14 protein-coding genes are annotated in these 14,839 nt (G+C 27.7%); 8 read left to right on the top strand and 6 right to left on the bottom strand.

The window, feature by feature from the left end:
- The first annotated feature begins 94 nt into the window (after positions 1–94).
- The 3 genes from CRU91_RS05725 to CRU91_RS05715 are packed head-to-tail and all read left to right on the top strand — an operon-like array spanning position 95 to position 4,910.
- On the top strand, positions 95–2,446 hold the full coding sequence (locus CRU91_RS05725) for a dynamin family protein (RefSeq protein WP_113894262.1): 2,352 nt from the start codon (positions 95–97) through the stop codon (positions 2,444–2,446).
- Positions 2,446–4,464 (top strand): dynamin family protein, encoded by a 2,019-nt coding sequence (locus CRU91_RS05720; protein ID WP_113894261.1) that lies wholly within the window; start codon positions 2,446–2,448, stop codon positions 4,462–4,464. The genes CRU91_RS05725 and CRU91_RS05720 overlap by 1 nt, the downstream gene beginning before the upstream one ends.
- Before the next feature lie 11 nt (positions 4,465–4,475).
- Positions 4,476–4,910: a hypothetical protein gene (locus CRU91_RS05715; protein WP_113894260.1), complete on the top strand. Its 435-nt coding sequence runs from the start codon at positions 4,476–4,478 to the stop codon at positions 4,908–4,910.
- A 26-nt stretch (positions 4,911–4,936) separates the two neighbouring features.
- Here the strand turns inward: CRU91_RS05715 and CRU91_RS05710 are convergent, their stop codons facing one another.
- From CRU91_RS05710 to CRU91_RS05685, 6 genes are all read right to left on the bottom strand, one after another.
- Positions 4,937–5,938 (bottom strand): beta-ketoacyl-ACP synthase III, encoded by a 1,002-nt coding sequence (locus tag CRU91_RS05710; RefSeq protein WP_113894259.1) that lies wholly within the window; start codon positions 5,936–5,938, stop codon positions 4,937–4,939.
- Positions 5,939–5,950: 12 nt separating this feature from the next.
- A complete protein-coding gene (plsX, locus tag CRU91_RS05705) occupies positions 5,951–6,970 on the bottom strand; it encodes a phosphate acyltransferase PlsX (protein ID WP_113894258.1) in 1,020 nt (339 codons plus the stop codon).
- Complete coding sequence (rpmF, locus tag CRU91_RS05700; protein WP_113894257.1) at positions 6,970–7,122, bottom strand: 50S ribosomal protein L32; 153 nt, start codon at positions 7,120–7,122, stop codon at positions 6,970–6,972. Before rpmF ends, plsX begins: the two co-directional genes overlap by 1 nt.
- Before the next feature lie 12 nt (positions 7,123–7,134).
- On the bottom strand, positions 7,135–7,515 hold the full coding sequence (locus CRU91_RS05695) for a hypothetical protein (RefSeq protein ID WP_113894256.1): 381 nt from the start codon (positions 7,513–7,515) through the stop codon (positions 7,135–7,137).
- Between the two features lie 5 nt (positions 7,516–7,520).
- Positions 7,521–7,934, bottom strand: coding sequence for a nucleoside-diphosphate kinase (gene ndk, locus CRU91_RS05690; protein WP_113894255.1), 414 nt, complete (start codon positions 7,932–7,934; stop codon positions 7,521–7,523).
- Positions 7,935–8,028: 94 nt separating this feature from the next.
- Positions 8,029–8,301, bottom strand: coding sequence for a DUF362 domain-containing protein (locus tag CRU91_RS05685; protein ID WP_113894254.1), 273 nt, complete (start codon positions 8,299–8,301; stop codon positions 8,029–8,031).
- A gap of 167 nt (positions 8,302–8,468) precedes the next feature.
- Here CRU91_RS05685 and CRU91_RS05680 point away from each other — a divergent pair, with 167 nt between their 5' ends.
- From CRU91_RS05680 to CRU91_RS05660, 5 genes are all read left to right on the top strand, one after another.
- Entirely contained in the window at positions 8,469–9,065 is a 597-nt protein-coding gene (locus CRU91_RS05680; RefSeq protein ID WP_026803131.1) for a peroxiredoxin, read from the top strand.
- A 156-nt stretch (positions 9,066–9,221) separates the two neighbouring features.
- Positions 9,222–10,544 (top strand): transcription termination factor Rho, encoded by a 1,323-nt coding sequence (gene rho / locus CRU91_RS05675; RefSeq protein WP_113894253.1) that lies wholly within the window; start codon positions 9,222–9,224, stop codon positions 10,542–10,544.
- A 136-nt stretch (positions 10,545–10,680) separates the two neighbouring features.
- The gene (gene gdhA, locus CRU91_RS05670; RefSeq protein WP_113894252.1) at positions 10,681–12,033 is read left to right on the top strand and encodes an NADP-specific glutamate dehydrogenase; all 1,353 of its coding nucleotides are present in this window, start codon (positions 10,681–10,683) and stop codon (positions 12,031–12,033) included.
- A 246-nt stretch (positions 12,034–12,279) separates the two neighbouring features.
- A complete protein-coding gene (murI, locus tag CRU91_RS05665; RefSeq protein WP_113894251.1) occupies positions 12,280–13,062 on the top strand; it encodes a glutamate racemase in 783 nt (260 codons plus the stop codon).
- A complete protein-coding gene (locus CRU91_RS05660) occupies positions 13,059–14,837 on the top strand; it encodes a DNA polymerase III subunit gamma/tau (RefSeq protein ID WP_113894250.1) in 1,779 nt (592 codons plus the stop codon). Before murI ends, CRU91_RS05660 begins: the two co-directional genes overlap by 4 nt.
- Positions 14,838–14,839: the final 2 nt, after the last annotated feature.

Below are 14,839 nucleotides of genomic sequence, written 5' to 3'. Positions count from 1 at the left end.
TTTATGAGAGTAAATCTCTCATAAATATAAAAAATAGAAAAAGTTAAATATCATGTATTTATAGATATTTAACTTTTTTTATTTAGGAGAAATGATGAGTTTAGCAAGTGACTATTTTTTACTATACCATGGTATTTCGTTTGAAAAAAGTTTAGATATTGAATCTTTAAATACTGTTTTAAATGAAAACAGTTTTACTATTTTTGCACTAATAATTAGTGCTAATAGAAAAAATTATGATAAATACATCAACTTAACATCATTTAAAACATTGTGTCAACAAATAGATATAAAAACACCCTCAAATATTACTGAATTGCATCATATCCAAAATGATATTGTAGAGATAATATTAAATAATAAAACAAAAAAATTCATAAACATTATTCACTCAACATTTGAATATTTAAAAGATGAAAATATATTAAATAGTGAAAATTACTCTAAATTAATATCTTTATTTGATGATAAAGAATTAGAAAATTCAATTGATGATTTAAATACAAATTTACATAAAATAGATGATGATCATAAAAGTTCATTTAAAGATTTAAGAAATTCAATTGAAAATATTATTAATGAACTCAAAAATGAACTCTCAAATAAAGAAGTTTTGAATGAACTTGAAAATACAAATAAGTATATAAGCAATCAAAAATTCTCTATTGGAATAACTGGTGTTATGAATGCTGGTAAATCTACAATGTTAAATGCTTTAATGGGAAAAGAAATTTTAGGAAGTGCTGTTGTTCCTGAAACTGCCAATTTAACTATAGTAAAACATAATATAAATGAAAATGCAAAAGTATTTTACTGGAACACAAAAGAGTGGGAAAAAATAGAAAATTCTGCAAAACAACTTGAAAGTATGAAAGAGTTTGTAAATGAAACTCAAAGAGTTTTTAAAGACAGTCTAAATGATTATATAAAACCTAATTCAAGATTTGATGAAGTTGATATAAATAATTTAGCTTCTTACACTTCTGCAGAACATAGCCAAAAGAAATGTAATTTAGTGAAATATGTGGAATTAGGTTCAAATCTTCCTTTTTTAAGCGATGGTATAGAAATAGTTGATACACCAGGACTTGATGACCCTGTAATTCAAAGAGAAGAGATAACAAAAGATTACATTAGCAAGTGTGATATGATGTTACATTTAATGAATGTATCTCAAAGTGCAACTTTAAAAGATATTGAATTTATAATTGATGCTGTTTTATATCAAAATATTTCAAAATTGTTAGTAGTAATAACAAGGGCCGACACTGTAAGCAAAAAAAATCTCGAAGAAGTTATAAACTATACAAAAAGTTCTATAGAAAAACAACTAAAAGCACAAAATAAAGACTCACAACTTGATCATATTTTAAAAACAATTAAATTTGTTCCTATTTCTGGGTATATGGCGTTATTACATCGAACTGGACGTGAAAAAGAAGCACTTGAAGCTGGATTTACTTTAGAAGATACTGGTATTTTGGACATTGAAAATTATTTAATGGATACTTTATTTGGTAACTCTTCACAAAAGGGAGATTTGGTAATCCAATCTACAAAAATACAGTTAAACAGACTCATAGATAAACAAATAAGCTTAAATAATTATGAACTAACTCTTTTAAGTAAATCAAAAGATGAATTAGAAAAAGAACTCCTAGATTTCAATAAAAAGAAAGATGCAAATAAAAGAATGTTATCTTCAATGACAGAAGATATAAATTATTATAAAAATGATGCAAAATCATATATAAACTCTCTTGAAACTTTTTTAAAAAGTGAATTATCAGAACTTCAAAATATTATCAAACAAAGAGTTGTAAATGATGTTAGGTACTCTTTAGAAAAAACTAAAAAACGACCAGAAAATTCAAGAGTAAAAGTTATTGTTGAAACTGCAATAAAAGATGGAATTATTGATGTAATAAGAGATTATAGATATAAATTTATAAAAAAATCTCAAACAATTGGAGAACAATGTGAACAAAAGTATCATGATTTAGGATTTGCAATAGGACATAAAAATGATAACTTTGATGCTCGTGGATTTTTTCAAGATGATTTCAAATCTGGATTTTTGACTTCAAATAATGAAGTATTAGTATCTCAAGTAATCCAAGCCGTATCAAATTCAAAAGATGGAAAGATGAATGAACTTGATAGAGCTTTAACAGAAATTATAACAAATGAGTTCTATGCAATTGAAGAGGACATTAAGACAAAAGCCAATAAAGTAAGTTCTATTTTAATAGATACCTTCTTTACAACTCTAAATGCACCTTTAAAAGCTTTTGAACAAAGATTAAACAGTGAAGAACAAAGTTTACAAAATCAACTATCATCATTTGAAGAAAATGATAAAAACAGAGCTCAATTATCTATAAATATTCATAAAAATATAAAAAGATTAGAAAATATCTTGCTTAATATTAAAGGATTACACTAATGAGTGCAAATATAAATATTTTAAAAAGTTTTGTAAATGAATATAAACAGGAAAGTGTTCAAAATGAAATTATATATGAAGATGGTTTAGTAGGAGAAATAAAAAAAACTATAGATAAGCTTCTTGATGAAAAATTTCATCCATCTATGCAATTAAAGGCTATATTAAATAAGCAAATAAGAAGAGCTAGGTATCCTATGGAAGTTGCTATTACTGGGCAATTTAGTGCTGGGAAATCAACATTTTTAAATGCATTACTTTCAAGGAATATTTTGCCAACAGGAATTACTCCAGTTACATCTAAAGTAAATTTTATAAATTATGGTGATGAATACAAATTAAAAATAACATATTATTCAGGAGTTCAAGAATATGCTCCAATAGAAAGTATTGCTGATTTTACAGATCAAAGACAAGATGAAATGAAAAATATTAAATATCTTACTTTATATGCTCCAATGCCTATTTTAAAAGATATTTCTTTTGTTGATACTCCAGGTCTTAATTCACAATCTCAAAGCGATACAGATATTACCAAAAAGGTATTAAAAGATGTTGGTGGAATTATTTGGCTAACTTTAATAGATAATGCTGGAAAACTATCAGAAGCTGAAGTACTAGAAGAATATATGCAACATTTTAAAAATAAATCTTTATGTGTTTTAAATCAAAAAGACAAATTAACTAAAGAACAAGTAGAAACAACTACAAAATATGTAAGTGAAAAATTTTCTAAATACTTTGCAAAAGTTGTTCCTATTTCTGCGATTAAAGCACTTGAAGGTAGAGCAAGTCATAAAGATATTTTAGTTGAAGATGAAAAAAATACTATTCTAAATTATTTTAAAGATTACCTATCAAAAGACGATAGTTTAGATTTGTTTAAAAATGAATTTGACACTTATCTAAAAAATATAGAGAATATTAAGAATAGTGACAATACTGATAATACAAAACTTCTAGATGATTCAAATATTCAAGAAGTATTAAATTTTATTGATACTACTATTCGTCCACAAGCTGCAGAAGCAAAAGAATTTGCCATAAAAAAAGATTTAAAAAGTTTTTGTGATATTTTGTCAAATGAGTATCAAACAATTATAAAAGTTTATGATGCTTTAGTTGATATTTTGGAGTCTTGTGAACCACTTGTAATTGAATCATTTGATAACATATATAAAAAATACTCAAAAGAACTTTACAATATTTATAACTCTTTAGAAAATATTATGGAAAAAATAGCCCAAGAGACATTTAAAAATATCAACAAAAAGAAATCATCAAGATTTGAAGAGTCAAAATCTCTTTTTGGTGCTAAAATAGAAAAATTTGAATATGAAACTTTTTGGATTAATTCTGATGCAGTTTATAAAGCACTATTTTATGATGATCAAACAATAGACAAAATGTTTAAACGGTCAATTAAACTTCTTAAAAATATAGAACTTGATACAGATGAAGCTTTTAGAGATGTTTTTAGAATTGTAAAAAATGATATATCAAAATGGCAAGAAAATTATGAACTTATAAGAAAACAAAGAGAAATAGCATCAGATATTGAGTTCTCAAATACTAGACACTTTGCTGCAAAAGTTTATGAAAATGTTATAAGAGCATTTTATAAAGCAATTTTAGAAAATATATCAGCACTTAGAAAGAAATTTGCTTATTTTAATGGAGCATTGTCTTACTCATATATTCAAATAACTCAAGCAACTATAGCTCATTTCGAACAACAAATATTGGAAAGTGAAGAATTGTATAAAAAAGAACCATCAAGATTCTCAATAAATTGTCCAAGAGAAGATGAAATAGTTGCAAAACTTAAAGCTAATTTTGGTTTCGAAAAAATAGAAGATTTCTTAACTTCAAAAAGAAACTATCTTTTTAAAATTATAAAGTACTCAAAGGAACAATATTTGGATATAAACCAAGATAGAATAGAGTTTGTAAAAAAAGAAAAAGAACAATATCTTGAAAAAATAGATGAACTAAATAAAATAAAAGACGAAATATAAAGGAATAAATTATGTTAAAAAATATTATTGAAAATGATGATTTCAAAAACTTGTCACAAAGACATATAAAAGATATTATTCAATATATTATAGATACTAACACAGAATTTAGCGTAGTTGCAAATATAGAAAGTACAAGTTTTAATCCAGATTTGCCAAATGATATAAAATCCAATTTAAATAAATTTTCACTATTTACACTAGCTGGTTATACATTTACAACAGTAAGAATTGAAGATGATTTTTTATATTTTGAAGCTGGTTTTGGAAAAGATAATTTTGGAAGTGTTCTAAAAATACCACTTTATTCTATTTTACAAATTATTATTGATGAAAATATTATATATATAAATTTAACAGCAACAGTTGATAAATTCAATAACAATTTGGAGAAAAACTCATTCAACGTTTTTAAAAATAATCCTAAAAATAAGAAATTTAATTAAAATTATAAATAGGAGAAATTACTCACCTATTTATCTTTTGGGGAAAATCGAAATAATGCTGACCCCCAAGTTAGTCCACCACCAAAAGCATCAAAAAGTATTGTATCCCCTGATTTTATTCTTCCTTGCTCATATGCGTAATTCATAGCCATTGGAATAGAAGCAGCCGAAGTATTACCATACTTATCAACAGTAACTATAGTTTGCTCTTCACTTAAATTTAAAGCATCTCCAACAGCTTTTATAATTCTATAATTTGCCTGATGAGGAATAAAATGTGTAATATCTGAATTTGAAAGACTATGTTTTTCCATCATATCTTTAACATCAGAAGTCAAAGTTTTAACTGCAAGTTTAAAAGTCTCATTACCTTTCATACTAATACATGCCATTTTATTATCTAAAACTTCCTGTGAACATGGATTTCTACTTCCACCTCCAGCAGTTTTTATTAAATCTTCATAAGTTCCATCACTAGAGCAATGTACATCAATAATTGCTTCATCTTTATTTGTCGTAGCACTAATTATTGCCGCTCCAGCACCATCTCCAAAAATAAAACAAGTTGTTCTGTCTTCATAATTTAAAATTGAACTATATTTTTCAGCCCCGACAATTAATACATTTTTTTTCATTCCAGATTCAACAAAAGCTTTTGCAATACTTAAAGCGTATACAAATCCTGTACAAGCTGCACTAACATCAAAAGCCATAACATTTGGTAATTCAAGCTTAGAAGCTATCAAACAAGCAGTTGAAGGCATACATAAAAAATCAGGAGTAACAGTCGCACAAATAACTAAATCTATATCTCTTTTATCTATATTTGCTCTTTCAATAGCTACTTTTGCAGCTTTAGAACCTAAATCAGAAGATGCTTCATTTTTTTCAGCTATTCTTCTTTCTTTAATACCAGTTCTTTTTGTAATCCACTCATCACTTGTATCAATAATTTTCTCAAAATCTTGATTTGTCATAATTTTAGGTGGAATATAAGCTCCAATTGATCTAAATGCTGCATATATCATTTTTAATAATCCTTAAACTTCTTGATGACTATTATCTTCTTTAGTTCCATATTTAACTAATCTTTGTTCAATAATAGTATCTAAATTTGAACTAGCTGAGTGTATTGCTTGAAATATTGCATTCATTATAGCTTTAGGATTTGATTTTCCATGAGATATAATAACAGGAGCTTTAACTCCAAGAAGTGGTGCACCACCATATTCTGCATAATCTACTCTTACTTTTAAGTTTTTAAAAACTTTTCTCATTAATACTGCACCAGTAATCGAAATAAGAGATCTTTTAAGATTTTTTTTGATTATTTTACCAATTGTATCTGCAACACCTTCTGCTGTTTTAAGTAAAATATTACCAACAAAACCATCACAAACAACAACATCTACTGTACCTTTAAAAATATCACTACCTTCAACATTACCAGCAAAATTTGGGACTTTAGAAATCAATTTATAAGCTTCTTTTGTTACTTCATTTCCTTTACTTTCTTCTTCACCATTACTCAAAAGACCTATGATAGGTTCATCTATTCTAAGTACGCTTTGAGCATAAGCTTGTCCCATAACAGCAAATTCAAATAAATTTTTGGCATCGCTATCAACATTTGCACCAACATCTAAGACTAATGTATTTTGATTTTCACTTGTTGGCATAAGAGTTGCTATTGCAGGTCTTGAAACACCTTTAATCCTTCCAATTCTCAAAGTTGCTAATGACATAGAAGCACCTGAATGTCCAGCAGAAACTATAGCGTCAGCTTTTCCTTCTTTTACTAATTCTATTGCTTTATAGATTGTTGATTCTTTTCTTTTTAAAGCATCAGTAGCACTATCATGCATACTAATAACATCTTTAGTGTCAAGTATTTCTATTCTATTTAAAAATGAGGGGGGGATAAGTTTTAAAAGTTGTTCTTCATCTCCTACAGCTATTGCCGTAAAATTATTGTTATTTCTAATAGCTAATATTAATCCTTCTATTATAGGCTCAGGACCAAAGTCCCCACCCATCGCATCTATAGCTATTCTTAACATTAGTTTTTATATTCACCAGTGTTTGGATTAACCATATGAGGCATTTTCCAAGAACCATCACTATCTTTCACTGGTCTTTTTAACTCAATTTTGTAGTGTGTTCTTCTCTTCGCTGATCTTGTATGAGAAACTCTTCTCTTTGGTACTGCCATAATTATTCTCCTTTAAAATTCTTGTTCAACAAGTTTATCTTTTTGTAAGCACTCTTTACAAATATGGTACTCACTTTTTACGCTGTTTAATTCACTTTCTATTATTTCATCAAAATCAATTAAACTATTTTCTATTTCTATTACTAAAAATTCATCTTTTTCTTCACCTTTAAAGACACCATCACTTAAAATTAGTTTAAGTTCTTCATCTAAAGATAAAATTTCCAATTCAGCACATCTCGAGCAATCTATATCTATGTTGCCACTAAGTTTCGCTTCAATTTTTACTAATGATGATGAAATTCTACAAAAAGTACCTTCAATTTTAACTGAATTAAATTCTGTTTTTAACTCTTTCTTATCAGTTGGTACTTTTTTAAACTCTATTTTCATTTAAATTAACAAATTTCTCTTTGTGCAAAAAAGAAATTAATTTCAATTTCTGCATTTTCTAGTGAATCGCTTCCATGAACTGCGTTTGCATCAATAGAATCTGCAAAATCTGCCCTAATTGTTCCAGCAGCAGCCTCTTTTGGATTTGTTGCACCCATTAGTTCTCTATTTTTAGCCATTGCGTTTTCACCTTCTAAAACTGAAACCACAACTGGTCCTGAGATCATAAAATCAACTAAATCTTTGAAAAAAGGTCTACTTGAATGAACCGCATAAAAAGCTTCTGCATCAGCCTTACTTAACTGTAATTTTTTTGTTGTAGCTATTTTTAATCCAGCTGATTCAAATCTGTCTAAAATTTTTCCAACTACATTTTTTGCTACTGCATCAGGTTTAATGATTGATAATGTTCTTTCCATATCTGTTCCTATATAAATTTTAAGTCGCGGATTATATCTGAAAAAATAAAAAAAGGCAAGTTTATATTACTGTCCTTGAATATTTTTTAATATATTATTCAACAACTGGTGTACCAACAACACCTCTATCCTCTTTTTCAACTTGACTAGAACCAACTTCATCCCAAACAATGCATCCTTCAGTTGGACAGGCATCAGCACATGCTGGTTCATCATTATGTCCTACACACTCAACACATTTATCTTTATATACAAAATATATATCTTCACCTGTTGGATTATCATCATTATCTACAATAGCGCCAACTGGACACTCATCTAAACAAGCATCACAACTAATACAAATATCAGTAATTTTAACTGCCATAAAATATTCTCCATAAAATAAATTTTTTAAACTCTATCATAGCAAAAATAAAAATATCATTAAAGATAAAAATTATTAAATAATAAAATTTGACTATTTTAAGCTTAGTATAAAAAAAAATTGATAAAATTCCAATATTAAATTTTATTATAAAAAAGGATTAAAAAATGTTAGTAACAAAAAAAGCTCCAGATTTTACAGCAACGGCTGTACTTGCAGATGGTCAAATTGTAGAAGATTTTAACTTATATAAAAATATTGGTGAGAAAGGTGCAATTTTATTCTTTTGGCCTTTAGACTTTACGTTTGTTTGTCCATCAGAAATTATTGCTTTCTCAAAAAGAACTGATGAATTTAAAGCAAGAGGAATTAATGTAATTGGTTGCTCAGTAGATTCACAATTCTCTCACTTTGCTTGGAGAGAAACTGCTGTTGAAAATGGTGGAATTGGAAGAGTTAAATTTCCTATGGTAGCAGATTTAAATAAACAAATTTCTAAAGATTATGATGTACTATTTGGTGAATCAGTTGCATTAAGAGGATCTTTTTTAATTGACAAAGATGGAACAATAAGACATGCTGTTATCAATGACTTACCATTAGGAAGAAATGTTGATGAAATGATAAGAATGGTAGATGCAATGTTATTTACAAATGAATATGGTGAAGTTTGTCCAGCTGGATGGCAAAAAGGCGATGAAGGTATGAAAGCTGACAAAGATGGTGTTGCTAACTACTTAGCTAAAAATGAAGGTAAATTATAATTACCATATTAAAAAAAGGGTATCAGTTTGATACTCTTTTTTAATTTATATTGACAATTTTAAAAATAAATACTAAAATTACACCTAACTTTATAAAACTACAAAACTACATAAAACTGCATATATTATTATGTGAAATCAAAGGCAAATATACTCATGGAAGAGTCTAAAGAAGAAATAAAAACAAAAACTACCAAAAAAACAAGAACTCACATTCCTGTTGAAGGTTATAAAATTGAGCAATTAAGAGAGTTACCACTTGAAACTCTACTTGATATAGCAAATGAACTTGAAGTTGAAAATCCTCAAGAGTTAAAAAGACAAGATTTAATGTTTATGATACTTGCTTCTCAAATAGATGCTGGTGGATTTATCCTATTTACTGGAATTTTAGAAATAAAAGAAGGTGGATTTGGATTCTTAAGAGCAATTGATGGAAATTTTTCTGATACATCAAATGACTCTTATGTAAGTGCTACACAAATTAGAAAATTTGCACTTCGAACTGGAGATATAGTAACAGGTCAGGTTAGACCTCCAAATAAAGATAGTGAAAAGTATAATGCTTTACTTAAAATTGAAGCTATAAATTATCTTCCTGTAAAAGATTCAAAAAACAGACCATTATTTGATAATTTAACTCCACTTTATTCAACTACAAAATTTAAATTTGAATTTGATTCACAAAAATTAACTGGAAGAGTTTTAGATCTTTTTGCACCGATGGGAAAAGGTCAAAGAAGTTTAATAGTTGCTCCACCAAAAACTGGTAAAACTGAACTTTTAAAAGAGTTAGCACATGCAATTAGTAGAAACCATCCTGAAGTTACTTTAATGGTTCTTTTAATAGATGAAAGACCAGAAGAAGTTACAGATATGCAAAGAAGCGTAAAAGGTGAGGTTTATAGTTCTACTTTTGATTTACCAGCTCAAAACCATGTAAGAGTTGCTGAAATTGTAATTGAAAAAGCAAAAAGACTTGTAGAAATGAAAAAAGATGTCGTAATATTACTTGATTCTATTACAAGACTTGCTCGGGCATACAATACTGTAACTCCTAGTTCAGGTAAAGTTCTAAGTGGTGGAGTTGATGCAAATGCTTTACACAAACCAAAAAGATTTTTTGGAGCTGCACGTAATATTGAAGAAGGTGGAAGTTTAACAATAATATCAACCGCTTTAATAGATACTGGTTCAAAAATGGATGAAGTTATATTTGAAGAATTCAAAGGGACTGGAAATAGTGAAGTAGTTCTAAGTAGAAATGCTGCAAATAAAAGAGTATATCCTGCTATTGATATTACAAAATCTGGTACAAGAAAAGAAGAACTTTTACTTAGTGCTGATACTTTACAAAAAACATGGATTTTAAGAAATGCAATGAGTGAAATGGATGAAGTTGATGTTCTTAAATTCTTATATCCTAAAATGCAAAAAACAAAAAATAATGATGAATTTTTTGCTTCAATGAATGAATAATAACTTAAAATATGCTTAAAATGAGGGAAAAAGAGTATAAATTTATAAATTTGTAAATTTTCTACCTCTTTTTTCAGCTAAATCAAATAATTTCTCTGATAGTATTGCTACCCGAAATTTGAAAAAAGGAAGGAAAATGGCAAATATAGACGAACTTTTAGAATATCTAAAAAGAACAAGTCCTGGACAAGATGAGTTTCATCAAGCAGCAGAAGAGGTTTTACACTCTTTAAAACCTTTGTTTGAAAAATACCCAAAGTATGCAGCAAATAAAGTGTTAGACAGATTAGTTGAGCCTGAGAGACAGATTTTATTTAGAGTGACTTGGGTTGATGATAAAGGAGAAATCCAAATCAACAAAGGTTATAGAATACAATTTAGTTCGACTTTAGGCCCATATAAAGGTGGATTAAGATTTCACCCAAGCGTAAATACTGGAATTATCAAATTTTTAGGATTTGAGCAAATTTTCAAAAACGCACTAACTGGACTTCAAATTGGTGGTGGAAAAGGTGGAAGTGACTTTGACCCTAAAGGTAAAAGTGACAATGAAATCATGAGATTCTGCCAAGCATTTATGAGTGAGTTATACAGACATATCGGTGCAACTACTGATGTTCCTGCTGGAGATATTGGAGTTGGTGGAAGAGAAATCGGATATTTATTTGGTATGTATAAAAAACTTGCGAATACTTATGATGGAACTTTAACAGGAAAATCATTAAAATGGGGTGGTTCACTAGCTAGAACAGAAGCAACTGGTTACGGTTGTGTATATTTTGCAAAAAATATGCTTGAAGCTAGAGGAGAAACTTTAACAGGTAAAAAATGTACTGTTTCTGGTTCTGGAAATGTAGCAATTTATACTATAGAAAAATTATACCACCTTGGAGCATTACCAATTACTTGTAGTGATTCAAAAGGTACAATTATAGATGAAGAAGGTATTGATTTAGATTTATTAAAAGATTTAAAAGAAAACCAAAGAGCTAGACTTTCAGAGTATATAAAACATAGAACAAATGCAAAATATATTCCAGTTGAAGAGTACCCAAAAGGTAGAAATGCAGTTTGGTCTGTTCCTTGCTTTGCAGCATTCCCAAGTGCAACTCAAAATGAGTTAAATTTAGAGGATGCAAAAGAATTAATCAAAAATGGTTGTATTTGTGTAAGTGAAGGAGCTAATATGCCTTCTACAAATGAAGCTGTTGATTATTTTGTTGCACAAAAAATAGCATATGGTCCTGGAAAAGCGGCAAATGCTGGTGGAGTTGCAACAAGCCAATTAGAAATGGCTCAAAATGCTTCTATGGTTTCATGGACTTTTGAAGAAGTTGATGCAAAACTAGAGCAAATAATGAAACATATTTTTGATACAGCAAGCGCTACTGCTAAAGAGTTTGGACAACCAACAAACCTTGTTTTAGGAGCAAATATTGCTGGATTTAGAAGAGTAGCTGATGCTATGATTGAACAAGGATTAGTTTAATCAGATACTAAAAAACTTAAGGTCTTTCCTTAAGTTTAAAATAAAAATTTACTACCACACCACTATAAATATAAATCATTTTAAAAGCTAAAAATCAACCCATTTTCCGTCTAATTTAAGAATTTTAGCTTTTAAGTGATAACACTTTTATTCTCAAAATATTTTAAACTTTAATAAATAATTTCTTATATCAAATTCAAATTTTAATTTGGATATAATTCTGCCAAAATTTCAATAAGGATATATTTGAAAGTAGGAATTTTTGATTCAGGAATTGGTGGATTAACTATACTAAATGCTATTACTAAAAGTGTAAAAAACACAGAATATGTTTATATAGCCGATACCTTATTTGCACCTTATGGTGAAAAAGATACAAATGAAATTTTACAAAGATGCGATAATATAACAAACTGTTTGATTGATAACTATAATATTGATATTTTAGTAGTTGCTTGTAACACTGCAACTTCAATTTCAATAAAATACTTAAGAGAAAAATATAAAAATTTACCAATTATTGGAGTAGAACCTGCTTTAAAACCTGCTATTCTAAATTCAAAAACAAAGAATATAGCAATTTTAGCAACTCCAACAACAATAAATGGGAAAAAATACAAAGAACTTGTAGAAAATTTATCAGTTAATCAACAGTTAAATTTGTACCATATTCCTTGTAGTGGTTTAGCAAAAAAAATAGAAGAAGCTGATATTGAAACAAATAGCTTACATTTATTTTTAACAAATTATTTAAAAGATTTAAAAAATAAAAATATAGATAGCATAGTTTTAGGTTGTACTCACTATCCAATTATACAAGATGATATAAAAAAGTTTTTTAATGAAGATGTTATTTTATTTGATTCAGCAAATGCTATCGCAAAAAGATTACAAGATCTAGGTAAAAATAAAAATAGTATAAATAAAGACCAAAAAATAACTATTTTATATAGCGGTAAGATAAGTTTAGATATGGTAAACATAGTTTTAAAGAATATAAATTTTGAGATAGGAAAGTGTGAAATATGATAGATGACCATTTAAAAGATAGAGTTTTAGCTCTAAAATATCGTCCTAAAAGATTTGAAGATCTAATAGGACAAAATACAATATCTCAAACACTTAGCCTAGCATTAGATTCTTCAAGATTGTCTCATGCTTATTTATTTTCAGGACTTAGAGGAAGTGGGAAAACAAGTACAGCTAGAATAATGGCAAAAGCACTTTTATGTTCAAATGGACCAACAAGCAAGCCTTGTGAGGTTTGTGATAATTGTCTTAGTGCAAATAGTGGAAAGCATCTTGATATTATTGAAATGGATGCTGCTAGTAATAGAGGGATAGATGATATAAAAGAACTAATCGAACATACGAAATATAAACCAAGTTCTGCAAAATTTAAAGTATTTATAATAGATGAAGTTCATATGCTTACAACTCAGGCTTTTAATGCTTTATTAAAAACTTTAGAAGAACCACCTAATTTTGTAAAATTTATACTAGCAACTACTGATGCTTTAAAACTTCCAGCTACTATTTTAAGTAGAACTCAACACTTTAGATTTAATAAAATCTCACAAAATGATGTTGTTCATCATCTTTCTCATATTTTAAATATTGAAAATATTGAGTTTGAAAAGGAAGCTTTAGAGATACTTGCTAGAAGTGGTCAAGGAAGCCTAAGAGATACTTTAACTTTACTAGATCAAGCAATAATTTTCTCAAAAGGGAAAATATCAACTTCTAGTGTTGTTGATATGTTAGGACTAATAGATCCATCTTTAATGGAAAATATTTTTAAAATTATTTTAAATAAAGGTGATATAAATACCCTACTTCCAGAACTTCAAAACTATGAAGTTTCTCAAATTTGTGATGAAATATCTATATATTTAAAAGATAAGATGATTTCAAAAGATACAAGATTTGATGTAACTTTATTTGATAGATTTTTCAGAATTTTAAGTGAAGCTAAGCATCTATTATCTTTAAATAGTGACGATACTTTTGTTTTAATTCTTACTTTAATGAAACTTGTAGAAGCTACTAACTTAAAATCAATAGATGAGTTAATTGAACAAATTGGCAAAATGCCAGTACGAAATGAAGCAATAAAAGTAGAAAAACCTGCTATTACAGAAACTAAAATTATTGAGAATAAAGTTGTAGAAGAAAAACCACAAGAAGAAAAACCTATACAAAATATAAATACTCAAATGCAAGATCCTACTCCTTTTGATATAGAGCCTATTATAGAAGAACCTATCAAAACTGAAATTGTAGAAACAAAAGAGATAGAGTATATTCCTTTTGAAGAAGAGAATGATAAAAATAGTGATTTATATCAACATTTGATAGAAAAAGTTTATGATAGAGATTACACATTAGGTGAATGTTTTGAAAAGAACTTTATATTTAATGGTTTTAGTAATAATAAACTTCAAATAATATCTTATGCAAAAGATGAGGATAGAAAACTTTTAGGTAAACATTATGGCCTTATTAAAATTTTTGCACAAGATATTTTCGGCTTAAATGTTGAGCTAGATTTTAAAAAGGAAGAGGCCACCTTATTAAAAACTAACAATGAAATAAAAATAGAGCCTGAACAAAATAGTGAAGTTGCTTCTATGGTAGAAGATATTGAATTTAGTTCTAGTTGTGTAGCTGGCGCTATAAAAAATACAGATACTCAACTATCTTCAAAAGAGCTACAAGTAAATGATTTATTAAATTCAAAAATGGTAAATAAAGCAAAAGAGTTATTTGATATTAAAAAAATTACAGTAAAATCACGAAGTTAAAA

The sequence above is a fragment of the Aliarcobacter vitoriensis genome, from assembly GCF_003316695.1.
GTDB classification, from domain to species: domain Bacteria; phylum Campylobacterota; class Campylobacteria; order Campylobacterales; family Arcobacteraceae; genus Aliarcobacter; species Aliarcobacter vitoriensis.
Note: the sequence above shows the minus strand (reverse complement) of the source record. Positions and strands in the feature narration are given on the sequence as shown.

What these genes read in the sequence shown, in the direction of transcription:
- CRU91_RS05725 (WP_113894262.1), top strand. Translation starts at nt 95, where the DNA reads ATGAGTTTAGCAAGTGACTATTTTTTACTATACCATGGTATTTCGTTT.
- CRU91_RS05720 (WP_113894261.1), top strand. Translation starts at nt 2,446, where the DNA reads ATGAGTGCAAATATAAATATTTTAAAAAGTTTTGTAAATGAATATAAA.
- CRU91_RS05715 (WP_113894260.1), top strand. Translation starts at nt 4,476, where the DNA reads ATGTTAAAAAATATTATTGAAAATGATGATTTCAAAAACTTGTCACAA.
- CRU91_RS05710 (WP_113894259.1), bottom strand. Translation starts at nt 5,938, where the DNA reads ATGATATATGCAGCATTTAGATCAATTGGAGCTTATATTCCACCTAAA.
- plsX (WP_113894258.1), bottom strand. Translation starts at nt 6,970, where the DNA reads ATGTTAAGAATAGCTATAGATGCGATGGGTGGGGACTTTGGTCCTGAG.
- rpmF (WP_113894257.1), bottom strand. Translation starts at nt 7,122, where the DNA reads ATGGCAGTACCAAAGAGAAGAGTTTCTCATACAAGATCAGCGAAGAGA.
- CRU91_RS05695 (WP_113894256.1), bottom strand. Translation starts at nt 7,515, where the DNA reads ATGAAAATAGAGTTTAAAAAAGTACCAACTGATAAGAAAGAGTTAAAA.
- ndk (WP_113894255.1), bottom strand. Translation starts at nt 7,934, where the DNA reads ATGGAAAGAACATTATCAATCATTAAACCTGATGCAGTAGCAAAAAAT.
- CRU91_RS05685 (WP_113894254.1), bottom strand. Translation starts at nt 8,301, where the DNA reads ATGGCAGTTAAAATTACTGATATTTGTATTAGTTGTGATGCTTGTTTA.
- CRU91_RS05680 (WP_026803131.1), top strand. Translation starts at nt 8,469, where the DNA reads ATGTTAGTAACAAAAAAAGCTCCAGATTTTACAGCAACGGCTGTACTT.
- rho (WP_113894253.1), top strand. Translation starts at nt 9,222, where the DNA reads ATGGAAGAGTCTAAAGAAGAAATAAAAACAAAAACTACCAAAAAAACA.
- gdhA (WP_113894252.1), top strand. Translation starts at nt 10,681, where the DNA reads ATGGCAAATATAGACGAACTTTTAGAATATCTAAAAAGAACAAGTCCT.
- CRU91_RS05660 (WP_113894250.1), top strand. Translation starts at nt 13,059, where the DNA reads ATGATAGATGACCATTTAAAAGATAGAGTTTTAGCTCTAAAATATCGT.